This window comes from Acinetobacter sp. TWP2-2-3, from assembly GCF_049896445.1.
Classification (GTDB): domain Bacteria; phylum Pseudomonadota; class Gammaproteobacteria; order Pseudomonadales; family Moraxellaceae; genus Acinetobacter.
In genome coordinates this window covers 51,392-65,920 of record NZ_JAFCUI010000007.1, presented here as the reverse complement: position 1 = coordinate 65,920, position 14,529 = coordinate 51,392, and the positions used below count along the sequence as shown (strand labels likewise).

The window sequence follows — 14,529 nt, the reverse complement described above, 5'->3', positions numbered from 1 at the left end:
AAATGTCGCAAAAAAAGAGCGTAATTTTTAAAAATCTGCTGCCTGTGATCAAACAATATCAGCAGCTTGGATTTACGCATGAAAAAATTGTTGCACTACTTCGAGATGAACATGATCTCGATCTAGTCACAACTGAGACATTTAAAAGTTATTTATATCGTTATGCAAAAGTGACCTCCACTCCATCCGAGAACATCAAAATGCCGAACACTTTCCAATCCCCTCGCGAAATCAAGAAATCATCCAAGCTTGATCATGTTTGCTACGACATTCGCGGACCTGTGTTACGAGCGGCCATCGAGATGGAAGAAGCCGGTCACAAAATTATTAAATTAAATATTGGTAACCCTGCCCCATTCGGTTTTGAAGCACCACAAGAAATTATCAACGATGTGGCTTTAAACCTACCGAATGCGATTGGTTATACAGATTCCAAAGGGATTTTCCCGGCGCGTAAGGCGATCTGTCAGTATTATCAGCAAAAAGGCATCCTGGATATGCACGTCAATGACGTCTATATCGGCAATGGTGTGTCTGAACTGATTGTTATGGCCATGCAAGGTCTGCTGGATGATGGCGATGAAATGCTGATTCCAATGCCGGATTATCCACTCTGGACGGCAGCAGTGAATCTGTCTGGCGGTACAGCGATTCACTATAAATGTGATGAAGAAAATCACTGGTATCCAGATATTACTGACATGGAAAGCAAAATCACGCCAAATACCCGTGGTATTGTGATTATTAACCCGAATAACCCGACCGGTTCGGTTTACCCACGTCATGTGTTGCAACAAATTGTCGACTTGGCCAAGAAATATGACCTGATTTTATTTGCTGATGAAATCTACGACAAAATTATTTACGATGGAATCGAGCATGTTGCTGTAGCAGCTCTGGCTGGCGATCAGCTCTGTGTCTCGTTTAACGGTTTATCTAAAGCCTATCGTATTGCTGGTTTCCGTTCCGGCTGGATGGCCATTACCGGCGATAAAGCACGTGCAGCAGACTATATCGAAGGTCTGGATATGCTAGCGTCGATGCGTCTGTGTGCCAACCATCAGGCACAATATGCGATTCAGACCGCACTGGGCGGTTATCAGTCAATTAACGACCTGATTCGTCCGGGCGGGCGTTTATATGAACAGCGCAACATTGCCTGGGAAATGCTGAACGAGATTCCAGGTGTGTCTTGTGTCAAACCTGAAGGTGCGATGTACTGCTTCCCGAAACTGGATCCGAATGTGTATCCAATCCAGGATGATGAAAAACTAATGCTGGATTTGTTACGTGCCGAAAAAGTACTTCTGGTTCAAGGGACAGGCTTTAACTGGCCAACACCGGATCATTTCCGTGTAGTATTCCTGCCGGCTGAAAATGAACTGCGTGAAGCCATTACCCGTGTTGGCCGTTTCTTGGCCAAGATACGTTAATTCTTGAAATAGACAATATAAAAAACCGCGCTGAGACGCGGTTTTTTATTTCTATGAAAAAATTCAGGCTTTTGACTGATGAAATCTTAAAAATCTTACCGGTTTCTTTGAGCAAATTTCTGCACTCAATGGTTTCTTTTCAGGCAATTTTTCCCTTTATTATGAAGATTCATGTTATTTTTTGACCAAACATAAAATTCCATGAGTACACGGATGTCCTCAAACACAATCAAGCTCAGCCTGTTTCTTTGTCTTAGTATATGCTTGGGCATTGGCATTCTTCGCTTTTCTTATACCGCACTGTTACCTGGCACACGCGAAGCCTTTGGCTGGAGTACAGATTTTGCCAGTCTCTTGGGCAGTGCCAATTTGCTGGGTTATTTAATCGGTGCATTTACGGCCATGCGTCTGCCTCAAGACCGCAGCATGAGTACCTATATTCAAATTTCAGCCTTTGCCGGTATGCTCAGCCTGATGTGCTGTGCATTTTCTGGTTTTTCTGAAGTATGGTATATCGCTTGGCGGATTATTTCCGGGATCAGCGGTGGACTGATGATGATCTTATCGCCGAGTGTGGTTGCACAGTGCTGTGAACTTCAGGATCGCCTCAAAATCAACTTTATTGGTTTTAGCGGGATTGGACTAGGCGTTTTAATTGCGACCCTGTTTCTGCCTTATTTGGATCAAATTTCCATACAGACGGCCTGGCTGATCTTATGTGGTTTTGCCCTGCTCATCTGTATCGTTTTAAGTTTACTAATTCAGAAATTTAAGCCGTATTTGTCCACACAAGCTCTTGCAGTTACCTCTCCTCTCTCTTTGAATAGCGTCTTTTATAGTTTATTGACGGTCTACGCGTGTAGTGCATTCGCCTATATACCGCATTCACTCTTCTGGATTGATTATTTAAGCCAGCAGTTGGGATTGAGCTTGTTCTGGATTAATTTCAACTGGATTCTGTATGGAATAGGCAGTGCCTTGGGTGCCTTTAGTGCTTATGTGCTGGCCAGAAAATGGGGTAATTTTGCTGCCCTGAAAATTCTTTATAGTCTTTATATTGTGGCTATTTTTATTGCGACTCTAGATACCAATCCATTACTCACTTTTAGCTCTTCCTTTTTCACGGGTATGCTAAATCCGGCTGTGGTCTTCCTGACCTCCTATACCATTTTACAACTGTATGGACTGGCTTATAAAAAACTCTGGAGTATTGCCACCTTGTGTTTCGCCTCGATTCAGCTGATCGGTGGACTCAGCTTTAGTGCGCTGCAATATTTTGGATTGAGCTATCATCAACAGTTCATACTGGCCACATTGGTTCTTTTATTAGGAACATTGCAATTGTTCTGGTACACACGTCCTGTCAGACTCAAGTCTGAACAACAAACTCAGCCAGTGTCTGCTCATGGAGAAGGAACTAAATAAGGATAAGGATTGGTTGCTCCTTGCCCACCCAGATAAATCCCATAATGTAAATGCGGTGGGGTATTTTTAGCATTGCCCGTATTACCCACATAAGCGATGACTTCACCTGCCTCAACCCAGTCGCCTTCCTGAATATCCGCTGCATAATCATCCAGATGTGCATAATAATGCTGACTCATATTGGGGCCAGTCACCCAGATAATTTTTCCACCCAGATTATTGGTGCCAATCCTACGCACAATCCCTTGGGTCGCGCTAAATACTGGCGTACCACGTTTGGCAAAAATATCCGTCCCTTCGTGTTTACGACCTGCACTACGCGCTGCTCCCCAAGTATCATTAATTTGGCCAACTCTGACGCCTTCAACCGGAATCTGTAGCGGAGCTTCTAACTTGGTTCTCTGTAATTGCCAATATAGATAAGGGCTTTTCCAACCGGCTGCTTCACCTGAAGGCGGTGGCTGACAGGCAGTTAGTAAAAAACCTATAGATAACAGTAAGCTTATAATCCGAAGAAATTTCACCAATATTCGCATCAAATTAAATAGATGACTTTTATCTTAATCATCACGGCCTAATTTAAAGTCACAATCCTGTTATTTTTAGTGATGATTTTATATTAGCCTCCAAATAACAAAACCCTCAAATGAGGGTTTTGTTATTTCAGGTGGATAGGAGATTATCTACGTTTTTTAGCACGAGATGGTTTCGATGGTTGTTGCTGTTGTTGCTGTTGCTGCTCTTCATTCTGAGCATTGTCCTGCTTATCTTTTTGTTGGACCTGCTTATGTCTCGCTTTAGCTTTAGCCATGATTTACTCCTTTGGAGAAACGTCTCTATATCACTGGAAGTTCCATTCATCACTGTAACGTTTATACAAAATAAGCCAATCGCTGAGCTGTATCCAAATACGTCAATGTAATACAAGCTTTAGTAAGTCGTTCAGCTTAGAACGAATCATTTCTAGGCTCATTACACTTCTTACATGATCTTGCAGCCTGATACTTATTTTAACGTTTAGCTTTTATCTGTTCAGACTTTTCCTGAAAATAAAACTATAAAAAAGCCCGCAGTAATTGCGGGCTTTAGCTCATAAATTGCATCGCAATTTTAGGCATCCATATTAGCAATGATCGCTTCACCAAACTCAGAACAACGTAGCAAGGTCGCACCTGGCATCAAACGCTCGAAATCATAGGTCACCGTTTTTGCCGCAATCGCACCCGAAATCCCCTTGATGATCAGGTCGGCAGCTTCTGTCCATCCCATATCACGCAGCATCATTTCTGCTGACAGAATAATCGAACCTGGATTCACTTTATCCTGCCCGGCATATTTAGGCGCTGTGCCGTGGGTTGCTTCATAGACTGCAATCGAACCGCCAATATTGGCACCCGGTGCAATTCCAATCCCACCAACCTCCGCAGCCAGCGCATCAGAAATATAGTCACCATTTAAGTTGAGTGTCGCAATCACAGAATAATCCGCCGGGCGCATCAGGATTTGCTGCAAGAAGGCATCTGCAATAACATCTTTAATAATAATGTCTTTGCCTGTTCTTGGATTTTTGATTTTAACCCACGGACCACCATCTAAAAGCTCACCGCCGAAACGTTCCAATGCGACCTCATAGCCCCACTCTTTAAATGCTCCTTCGGTGTATTTCATGATATTGCCTTTGTGCACCAAGGTCACACTCGGCTTGTCATTTTCAATGGCGAACTGAATCGCTTTACGCACCAGACGCTGGCTACCTTCTTTGGAGACAGGTTTGATCCCGATCCCACAATTGTCTTCAAAGCGGATGTTGGTTACACCCATTTCTTCTTTCAAAAACTTGATAACCTTTTTCGCTTCCTGAGAATCTGCTTTCCATTCAATACCGGCATAAATATCTTCTGAATTCTCACGGAAGATCACCATATCGGTTAGTTCCGGATTATGCACCGGTGAAGGCACCCCTTCAAACCAGCGTACCGGACGTACACAGACATATAAATCCAGTTCCTGACGTAAGGCTACATTCAGGGAACGAATACCGCCACCAACTGGTGTGGTCAGTGGACCTTTGATTGATATTACATAATCACGCAGCGCTTCCAAGGTTTCTTCAGGCATGTAGGTGCCGTAAATTTTCTCAGCTTTTTCACCGCAGTAGACTTCCATCCATTCGATGGAACGCTTTCCAGCGTATGCTTTTTGCACAGCAGCATCTACCACAGTTCGCATTGTTGGTGTAATATCTGCACCAATTCCATCCCCTTCGATAAATGGGATAATTGGATTATTTGGTACGTTGAGTGACAGGTCTGCATTAACGGTAATTTTGGTACCATCCACAGGTACTACGATTTTTTGATATCCCATTATTAGTATTCTCCCGGATGCCGCTGACAAATCTAAAATAATTGCCAATTAGGCAATACTTTCAACTGTTCTTAACGCATAATATTCTAATCCAGATTTGTTGTTTTTGAGATTTATACGGGAAATAACTAAATTTCCCTTTTAAATAAACCTCTACATTTTTTAAATTAATGTAATTATAGAAGTTATTTCCTATGAAAATCGTCATTCTAAACAAACCTTATGACGTCCTCTCCCAATTCCGTGCGGATGAAAAGCACCCAACCATGGCTGATTTTGTCAACGACAAAGATTTACGTCTTGCTGGCCGTTTGGACATGGACTCAGAAGGTCTGGTTTTCCTCACCGATCACGGTGGTCTCAACCAATATATCACCAATCCTGCCAATAAAAAGTTTAAAACTTATATGGTGCAAGTTGAAGGTGATGTGACCGAAGAAGCACTAGAACAGCTTCGTAAAGGCGTTGAACTGAAAGATGGCATGACGCTTCCTGCACGTGCTGAAAAAGTATCTGAACCTGAATGGTTATGGGAGCGTAATCCTCCTGTACGTTTCCGTGCCTCTGTTCCAACGTCTTGGGTTGAGATTTCGATCTGTGAAGGTCGTAACCGTCAGGTTCGTCGTATGACATCTGCTGTCGGCTTCCCTACACTGCGTTTGATCCGTACCAAAATTGGTGAGATTGATTTGGTTCGTATGGGATTGCAACCGGGCGAGACTAGAGAAATTGAACCATTATTATATCCAGACTTCCAGAATGTTCCTGCGGAAGAACCATACCGTTCACGCTCTTATGTGAAAAAGCCGGGTGGTACTGGCGGTAAGCCAATGGTTCGTAAGAACAAAGATGGTTCCGTGAAAAAGTCTGGCACCAAACGCATCTGGCAAATGGACGAAAGCGAAAAGCCGAAACGTCGCACCAATGGTACTACTCGTCCAAATACCAAGGCACCACGTGGTCGTGGCCGGGGTCGTGGTTAAAGCTCAGCCTATTCATCAGGTAGTGACAGGCTAAATACCACGCCAGACGGCGTATTTTCTACAGTTGCTCCCCCCTGATGGAGCTGCATAATCGACTGCACAATGGCAAGGCCCAGACCACCCGTCTGGGCTTTTTCATGTCGGCTGTCATCTATCTGATAAAACCGGTCAAATAAATGCGGATGATGCTCATCTGCAATCCATACCTCTGGCGTCAGCACCGATATTTTAATGCTATGGTTCAGTCGCTGTGCCGACACACTAATCTCACTCCCCGGCTGACCATAAGTAATGGCATTGCTGATCAGATTGGCAACTGCGCGCTGTAATAATGCGGTGCTGGCAGTCAGACTTAAATCTGATGGAACATTAATTTTTAAATGCATCTGCTTTTCTTCAGCCAGAAAACTGAAGTACTCGAGTAATTCTTGCAGCATCTCATTCAGATTGAAATTCTGTTTTTCAACCGTAAATCCACCATGCTCTACCCGCGCGATAAACAGCATGCTTTCAATCATCTGGCTTAGGCGTTCATATTCTTCCAGGTTGGAATAGAGCAGATTTTCCAGTTCAGCAGGCTCGCGCGGCCGCGATAACAGAATCTGTGTCTGCCCGATTAGATTGTTTAATGGCGTGCGAAGTTCGTGCGAAATATCCTCAGAAAAACGTGCCAACTGCTGATATGCAGACTGAATATTACCGAGCATATCGTTCATGGCCTGACTCAGCTCTTGCACCTCAAGCGTATTACTCTGCACATGAATGTGCTGATTGGGCTGCTGAATATTAACCTGTGCTGTCGCCAGCATCAGCTGACGCATTGACTTGAGAATATAGCGTCCAGCCAGCCAGGCCATAAAGGTCGAGAGCAATATACCAAGCAGACTATAGAGCACCAGCTTTGATAAATAGGTTGCCAGTGCCCTTTGTCCTTCTGCCAACTGTTTACCCGCTACCAGCTGGTAATTGCGACCATCAAACTGCACCTGTTTAAAAGCCAGACGTGTTGAAGGATGTTCAGCCTGATTATTCTGAAACTGTAATTTGGAGGAATAATGCAATGCCGGAATATGAACCTGTAAAGGATTGATCTCGATCAGACGACTATTCTGATGCTGCAGCAGCAATAAATTATCTTCCTGTCCTAGCATATTTTCATATAATTTGGGATGCTGGACCAAAAGCTTGAAACTCTGGGCATCTTCAAGAAAAATCTCAATCCGGGAAATACGCGCAGCCAGCGCCTGATCCTGCTGGGTCTGAATCATCTGTTGCATATTTTGATAAGACAGCAACGCCACACTCAGAAACACCACGCAAGACACCAGTGCAAATGCAATACTTAAACGTGTTGCCAACGGCAATAACACAGGGTTTTTCATGGACATTCATCTAGCTTATAACCCATACCACGTACGGTATGGATCAGTTTTGGCGTGTAATGATCATCAATTTTGCTACGCAGCCTGCGAATAGCCACATCGACCACATTAGTATCAGTATTAAAATTGATATTCCAGACCATGGACGCAATCTGGCTCCGGGTCATCACCTGTCCCTGATGTTCCATTAACAATTGCAACAGGGCAAATTCTTTCTGGCTCAAGTCGATCTTTTGTCCGTTACGGTAAACCTCATGCTTTAAGCGGTTCAATACCAGATCTGAAATCTGATAGGCCTCCTGCTCCAGACGCGGCACACGGCGCAACAGACTTTTAATTCGGGCCAGTAATTCAATATAGGAAAAAGGCTTGGTCAGATAATCATCGGCACCAAGCTCCAGTCCTTTAACCCGATCTAGCACATGATCGCGGGCGGTAAGCATTAATACCGGAATCTGGCTAAAAGTTCGCAGGGTTTGTAATACCTGCCAGCCATCCAGGTCCGGCAGCATCACATCAAGCAGCACCAGATCAAAAGACTGTTGCTGCAAACACGATAATGCACGCACACCATTTTCTGCGATGGCCGTACTATAACCTGACTCATTCAGTCCTTTTGCCAGATATTCAGCAATCTTGACTTCATCTTCTACAATTAAAATATGCATGTCAGTAGTTTAGCTGTTTTTAGCTAGTTCTAGATTACAAATTGGTAATCTGATTGTCATGCTGTACTGGCGGATTTTTTTCTAAGATAGTCCCAGTAGCCAATTGCATGAAAGATAACCATGAAAATTTCAATTGCCAACACAACCCTGACCATGCTCAGCAGCGTATTACTATTCAGCTCACTGGCACATGCAGAATTTAAAACGGCGCCAGTCATGTCGCTAGAAGTAGCAAAGCTCATGGCCAGCAACGTCATGCTTGCTTGCCAGAAACAGGCCAAGCCGGCGGCAGTCATTATTCTGGATCAGGGTGGCAACCTGCTGGCCAGCCAGCGCCATGAATCTGTCGGCATTCACAACCTGATTGCAGCGGAACGGAAAGCTTTCACCGCGTATTCAACTAAAACCAGCACACTGGATTTTATGCGCAATGCCCAGAAAAATCCGGATGCACAGAATCTGAATAGCTTGCCTGAATTGCTATTACTGGGTGGTGGCGTCCCTGTCATTTACCAAAACCAGATTGTAGGCGCTGTAGGCGTCGCAGGTGCGGGCGGTTCAGTACAGGATCATCAATGTGCCAATAGCGGCATTCAAACCACCTTAAAGCAGCTTTGATTTCTTTTAATTAGTAATTTTTTATTCCTTTGATTAAACATTATTCCGTCATTCCAACGAGGAACATAACATGAAAAAAATCTTAATCGCGACTCTTGCCACTACTGCAGCAACTCTTTCTTTTGCCCAGAACCCGCTGAGTGTACACGTGCTGAATCTGGAAAATGGCCTACCTTCTCCGAATGTAGAAGTGACGCTGGAAACACAGAAAAATGGCAAATGGGTACAGCTTTCACAAGCAAGGACCAATCCTCAGGGTCGTATCACAGCACTGTACCCAGAGAATAAAACCTTTGATAAAGGAACCTACAAAGTGACTTTTAAAACTGGTGACTGGTTTAAAACCCAAAAGCAAAACAGCTTTTTCCCGGAAGTACCGGTGATTTTTGAAGTAGATGGCTCAGTCAATCACTATCATATCCCGCTGCTATTAAGCCCCTATGGTTATTCAACCTATCGCGGCAACTAAGCTCTCCCACTTAAGGCCCACCCTCTTTGGGCCTTCCTTTTTTTTCTTGTTATTCTTTTATTGAAATGCCATTTACGATTCATATTTAGTGATCTAAAAAATAAAATGTATTCAAAAAAGGAGCTTTACATTGGATCAGCAAGCTAACCAGATGTTTAATCAGGACCAAGAGGTCTTTGCGATACATTGACTGCTATAGCAGAACGCAAAGCCAATAATGGTCGTACTAGCATTTTATGATATTCAAATGAGGAATCAGCATCATTAAATCGCAAGCTAAATTCAATGGAATTTCCTGACTGCTCATTAAATAAATATCATGTTGATATTTAGTCAATAAAAAAACCGATGCCTAAGCATCGGTTTTAAAGTTTGAAATTGAATTAAGCTTTAAGCCACTTTTCAGCTTTGGCCTGATCTTCAACTTTCAGTTCAACTTCGGTCAGTTCAGAACCCGCGGCTTGAACTTCAAAACTCATCAGCTCATCACGACGGAATGCATACACTGTAAAAGTACCTTGCTGTTTTGCATAGCTTTCAATGAGTTTGGTCGTTGCTTTTAAGCCATCAATTGCAATAATGACATCATTGGCAGAAAGGCCAGCGAGTACAGCAACCCCATCACGACGCGCAGATTGAACTAGAACACCTTCCGGCTTATCTACCAGTTTTAAACCGAATGGCAAAGACTTGTCATTTTTCAGGCTATAAGCCATACCAAACTCAGGGAATAGCTGATCGAGCGGCAATTCATCTGTGGTATTGATCAAGTGATTAATCTGTTCTGACCAATCATCTCCTGTCAATTCTTTACACAATTCAAAGATCGTCCGTTCATGCACCTGAACGCCTTTCTGGGCATTTCCATACAAACGGCGCATCAAAGCATCCAGACTTGAACCACGTAAACGCAGACCCAAATCCAGGCACAGTGCAACTAAACAACCTTTGTTGTAATAGCTGGTACCCGCATTATTCGAGTTTTCATCCTGACGATAGAATTTCACCCAGGCATCAAAACTGGATTCAGACACTGACTGAATCACACGTCCCGGATTTTGCAAATAGCGGTCAATCTGTGCTTTTAACAAAGTAATATATGATTCCTGATTAATCACGCCGCTGCGTAGCAAGATCAAATCGTCATAATACGAGGTGAAACCTTCAAAGATCCACAACAAAGAAGTATAGCCTTCTCTGTTTAAATCATAATTGACGAAGTTTTCAGGGCGAATGAATTTCACCAACCATGAATGGAAATATTCATGGCTACATAAGCCCAAGAAACGCTGATAATCTTTAGATGGCTCTTCTGGCTCATTGGCTTTCGGCAAGTCATCACGTGGTGAAATCAGGCTGGTAGAATTTGGATGCTCCAGACCGCCATAGCTATTGCCGGTTGCCATGGTCATAAAGGTATAGTCTGTAAACGGCGCCGAACCAAACATTGAAATTTCTGTAGCACAGATTTTTTCAATGTCCCGCTGCATACGCGCCGCATTCATCGCGTGTTTACCGGACACCACAAATTCATGTGGAATCCCATTTGCTTCAAAACTGAAACGGGTTTGTTCTGCCAGCTCAAATGGCGCATCAATCAGTTCCGCATAATTTTTGGCTTTGAGCGTGAAACGGCCTTTGACCAGACTTTTGGCTTGCATGCCGGTTGCCAGCTGAAAATGCTTTAATTCATCTGGCAGGAAGATTTCCAGTTCAATTTCTTTATTTTCCTGACCTTCTAGCCCCAGACATGCACAAGCCGGGTTCACGTAGAGACGATTTTGATCCACGTATGCACCACGAACGGACAGGTCATAGGCATACACATCATATTCCACCGTAATCAGCTCATGATCGGTATTGAATAAACGCCATTTGTTCTTTTCAAATTTCTGGATCTGTAACTGGCGCCCATCTTCATCATAGGCTTTGACCGCTTCAATGTGCTTGGAAAACTCTCTAATCAGATAGCTTCCCGGAATCCAGGTCGGTAATGACAAGACTTGAGTCGGGTCCGCAAGAAAACGAACAGTCACGTGAATAAGATGCTGACGATAATCGTCAAATTCAATTTGATAATGCAACATAATGAACGATATAAAATTAAAATAAATGAGATATAGCTTAGCTTAGCATTTTTTAAGCCAGTATGGTTTAGCTGTCTTATTTGTCTACATTTACGACTAGCTATCTGTATAAAAAAGGCATAGCATGCGTGAAAATTAAATCGTTCAACACCCGCCGGGTTATCAAGGAACACCATTGAAATACATCATCTCACTGATTGCGGTTTTCAGTTTATTTATTTCTGCATTTTCACATGCTGCCCTACTCAATATTGTGCCTGAAAGCGTTGAAGCTGAAGCCTGGACCATTCTGGATTCACAGTCTGGTCAAGTCATTGCAGAGCATAATGCCGATGTGCAACGCGCTCCGGCTTCGCTGACCAAAATGATGGTGGCTTATATTGCCTTAAAGGAAATTGAGGCCGGGAAATTAAATAAAAATGAAGTTTTAACCGCGACCTCTGTGGTAAAAACCGTGATGTGGGATGAGTCACAAATGTACCTGAAAGAAGGTGATCAGATTTCAGTCGATCAGCTTCTGGCGGGCTTAATTATCATGTCTGCTAATGATGCCGCAGTCACGCTGGCTGAGAAAATTTCGGGTGGTATTCCGCAGTTTGTTGAACGTATGAATCAGGAAGCCAAAGCGCTGGGCATGCAGCATACCAATTTCCAGAATCCGGCCGGCATTACCATGCCTGAGCATTATTCGACTGCCGCCGATTTGGCCAGACTGTCTATGGCGGTGGTGAATGAAACTCCAGATTATCTGTATTATTCTAAGCAGCCAAGCTTTACCTACAATCAGCATTTTCATCGTGCGACCAACCGTGTGCTTCAGGTCGATCCAACCGTAGATGGCTTAAAAACCGGTTTTACCCGTGCGGCAGGCTACAATCTGGCGCTGACGGCCAATCGTGTCACAGCAGATTTTGAAATGCCAAATCGCCGTCTGATTGTGGTGGTGCTGGGTACTAAAAGTGCCGCAAAACGCGCTGATGTATCACATAAGCTGATGAATCTCGCTTATACCTATACCCGCAATGAAGTAGCGATCAAAGATCAACAGCTACTGGCTGAATTGCCTGTGATCAAATCCACCTTAAAAATGTTTAAGGTGCAAACCAAGCAACCGCAGATCATTACCACTTCTTTATATGATCAGGGCTACAGTATTGACCTGAACCAGTTTGATCAAACCCAACAGCGTGTCATGCTGAATACAGGTGATGGCGTTTTAAAAAGTATCGAGCCTTTACAGGAAACGCAAACTCATATCAATGTTGAAGTGAAAGCATCTGAACTCATTGCACCTTTGGCGACCATGATGCCTTTGGCGACTATTCAGGTTTATCAGAATAATCAGTTGATTCGCACCATTCAAATTGAAGATCATGTCGAAATTGAAGAAGCCAACCTGTTTCAGAAATTCTTTACTTGGCTACAAGGCTTATTCGGTTTGTTTTCAGACAATACGCCAAGCGTAAAGCTTTATCCTTTAGATAGATAATAGCCCTACATCTCAAGTTACTTTTCTTTAAGCTAGAAGATCTACTCGCTGATCTTCTGGCAGATTTTCTTTTCTCCCTGCATCACTCCCCAAGACAGGGAAACTTACCTGCCCTCACAGAATTGCTACGTTTTGTAATGTGTATAACAATTTTAACCAAGACGCGATCTGGCCCATGCCATAGTATATTTTCTCTCTATTTCTCTTATTTTTATTAAAAAAATAAACAGGTTAATCATATATGACAGCACATAAAATCGTGATTGTGGGTGGTGGTGCCGGTGGTCTGGAACTGGCAACTCAGCTGGGTGAGAGCTTGGGTAAAAGCGGCAAAGCGCAGATTGTTTTAGTCGATCAAAAACTGACGCATATCTGGAAACCGCTGCTGCATGAAGTTGCCGCAGGCACCTTAAATCCACATGAAGAAGAAACTAATTATTTTGCCCATTCAGCCGCACATCATTATGAATTTGTCTTGGGGACATTTACCGGTCTGGATCGTGAAGCGAAACAGATTGTGGTAGAAACAGAATATTTCTCCAAAAAAGCCCAAGCCAAGAAGAACCAGCGCATCGACTATGACACCCTGGTACTGGCCTTGGGTTCTACCTCGAATGACTTTAATACCGAAGGCGTCAAACAGTTCTGTCATTTTCTCGACAGCCGTCCACAAGCTGATATCTTTCAGCAGGATCTGTTGCATCTCTATTTGAATGCTCAACATGAAGCTTCGAGCCGTGAACTGAATATCGCGATTATTGGCGCCGGTGCGACTGGAGTAGAATTGGCTGCCGAGTTGGTGGAGGCCAAACACAATTTCTTTAAATATGGCTTAAACAAGGTCGATCCAAATAAAGTCAAAATTACCTTAATTGAAGCGGCGGATCGTATTTTGACTGCGCTCTCGCCGAAAGTTGCTGAACATACCATGCAACAGCTGGAAAAATTCGGTATTGAAGTCCTTACCAGTCATCGTGTGGCCAAGGTAGATGAAGACAAAATTTATTTTGCAGATGGCTCAAGTCTGGATGCCGAGATTAAAGTCTGGGCCGCAGGTATCAAAGCACCTGAAGTCTTGGCACAACTGCAAGATATGGAAAAGGACAATATTCACCGCTTGAAAGTCTTCTCCACCCTGCAAACCAAATCTGATCCAGACATTTTTGCTTTTGGTGATTGTGCTCACTGCCAGCCTGCTGCAGATGAACCGGTCTTGGGTCCACGCGCACAAGTGGCTAGCCAACAGGCCAATTTCCTGGCCAATGCCTTGAAAGCACGTGTCAATGAAGAAAGTTATTTACCGATGTTTAAATTTTCTGACAAAGGTTCACTGATTTCCTTAAGCCAGAATAAAGCCGTCGGCGAGTTGCTCGGTCAGGTCAATGTGCAAGGCTTTGTTGCCAAATCGATGTATGTTTCTTTATATCGAATTCATCAGGCGACCATTCATGGTTATGCGCATGCTGGCATTCTCACCGCAAAAGATTTTGTTACACGAAAAATTTCTCCAAAGCTGAAATTGCATTGAAATTCCAGAATTTGGCCCAATCAATGAAAAAATCGTCAACAAAATTGTCAAATTGCGTTTTTTTGCTAATTTTAGTCTAC

Annotated in this window: 13 protein-coding genes; 7 read left to right on the top strand and 6 right to left on the bottom strand. The window is 43.5% G+C overall.

The features are described from left to right. Positions 1-2 precede the first annotated feature (2 nt). Both ACP7AK_RS10975 and ACP7AK_RS10970 read left to right on the top strand, forming a co-directional pair. A complete protein-coding gene (locus tag ACP7AK_RS10975) occupies positions 3-1,433 on the top strand; it encodes a pyridoxal phosphate-dependent aminotransferase (protein ID WP_243474610.1) in 1,431 nt (476 codons plus the stop codon). Positions 1,434-1,646: 213 nt separating this feature from the next. Continuing rightward, positions 1,647-2,858: a YbfB/YjiJ family MFS transporter gene (locus tag ACP7AK_RS10970; protein ID WP_425879893.1), complete on the top strand. Its 1,212-nt coding sequence runs from the start codon at positions 1,647-1,649 to the stop codon at positions 2,856-2,858. Here the strand turns inward: ACP7AK_RS10970 and ACP7AK_RS10965 are convergent. From ACP7AK_RS10965 to icd, 3 genes are all read right to left on the bottom strand, one after another. Continuing rightward, positions 2,837-3,394 carry a M23 family metallopeptidase gene (locus ACP7AK_RS10965; protein WP_310078098.1) on the bottom strand — a complete coding sequence of 186 codons (558 nt, stop codon included), beginning with the start codon at positions 3,392-3,394 and terminating at the stop codon, positions 2,837-2,839. The genes ACP7AK_RS10970 and ACP7AK_RS10965 overlap by 22 nt on opposite strands. 143 nt (positions 3,395-3,537) lie before the next feature. Next, entirely contained in the window at positions 3,538-3,669 is a 132-nt protein-coding gene (locus ACP7AK_RS10960) for a hypothetical protein (RefSeq protein WP_004645538.1), read from the bottom strand. Between the two features lie 299 nt (positions 3,670-3,968). Continuing rightward, positions 3,969-5,225 (bottom strand): NADP-dependent isocitrate dehydrogenase, encoded by a 1,257-nt coding sequence (icd, locus tag ACP7AK_RS10955; RefSeq protein WP_005106517.1) that lies wholly within the window; start codon positions 5,223-5,225, stop codon positions 3,969-3,971. 194 nt (positions 5,226-5,419) lie between these two features. Between icd and ACP7AK_RS10950 the strand changes: the two genes are divergently transcribed. Continuing rightward, the gene (locus ACP7AK_RS10950) at positions 5,420-6,208 is read left to right on the top strand and encodes an rRNA large subunit pseudouridine synthase E (protein ID WP_004645540.1); all 789 of its coding nucleotides are present in this window, start codon (positions 5,420-5,422) and stop codon (positions 6,206-6,208) included. Between the two features lie 8 nt (positions 6,209-6,216). On the opposite strand, the gene ACP7AK_RS10945 is transcribed toward ACP7AK_RS10950, so the two are convergent. Then, a complete protein-coding gene (locus ACP7AK_RS10945) occupies positions 6,217-7,590 on the bottom strand; it encodes a heavy metal sensor histidine kinase (protein WP_425879892.1) in 1,374 nt (457 codons plus the stop codon). Then, on the bottom strand, positions 7,587-8,258 hold the full coding sequence (locus tag ACP7AK_RS10940; RefSeq protein WP_425879891.1) for a heavy metal response regulator transcription factor: 672 nt from the start codon (positions 8,256-8,258) through the stop codon (positions 7,587-7,589). Before ACP7AK_RS10940 ends, ACP7AK_RS10945 begins: the two co-directional genes overlap by 4 nt. A gap of 120 nt (positions 8,259-8,378) precedes the next feature. On the opposite strand from ACP7AK_RS10940, the gene ACP7AK_RS10935 reads away from it, so the two are divergent. After that, positions 8,379-8,876 carry a GlcG/HbpS family heme-binding protein gene (locus ACP7AK_RS10935; RefSeq protein ID WP_416682093.1) on the top strand — a complete coding sequence of 166 codons (498 nt, stop codon included), beginning with the start codon at positions 8,379-8,381 and terminating at the stop codon, positions 8,874-8,876. A gap of 70 nt (positions 8,877-8,946) precedes the next feature. Next, on the top strand, positions 8,947-9,345 hold the full coding sequence (uraH, locus tag ACP7AK_RS10930; RefSeq protein WP_064096644.1) for a hydroxyisourate hydrolase: 399 nt from the start codon (positions 8,947-8,949) through the stop codon (positions 9,343-9,345). Between the two features lie 383 nt (positions 9,346-9,728). Here the strand turns inward: uraH and ACP7AK_RS10925 are convergent, their stop codons facing one another. Next, positions 9,729-11,432 (bottom strand): M61 family metallopeptidase, encoded by a 1,704-nt coding sequence (locus ACP7AK_RS10925; protein ID WP_224217185.1) that lies wholly within the window; start codon positions 11,430-11,432, stop codon positions 9,729-9,731. Between the two features lie 175 nt (positions 11,433-11,607). On the opposite strand from ACP7AK_RS10925, the gene ACP7AK_RS10920 reads away from it, so the two are divergent. Both ACP7AK_RS10920 and ACP7AK_RS10915 read left to right on the top strand, forming a co-directional pair. Further along, positions 11,608-12,921: a D-alanyl-D-alanine carboxypeptidase PBP6B gene (locus ACP7AK_RS10920; RefSeq protein WP_425879890.1), complete on the top strand. Its 1,314-nt coding sequence runs from the start codon at positions 11,608-11,610 to the stop codon at positions 12,919-12,921. Positions 12,922-13,162: 241 nt separating this feature from the next. Continuing rightward, the gene (locus tag ACP7AK_RS10915) at positions 13,163-14,449 is read left to right on the top strand and encodes an NAD(P)/FAD-dependent oxidoreductase (RefSeq protein WP_004645547.1); all 1,287 of its coding nucleotides are present in this window, start codon (positions 13,163-13,165) and stop codon (positions 14,447-14,449) included. Positions 14,450-14,529 lie beyond the last annotated feature (80 nt).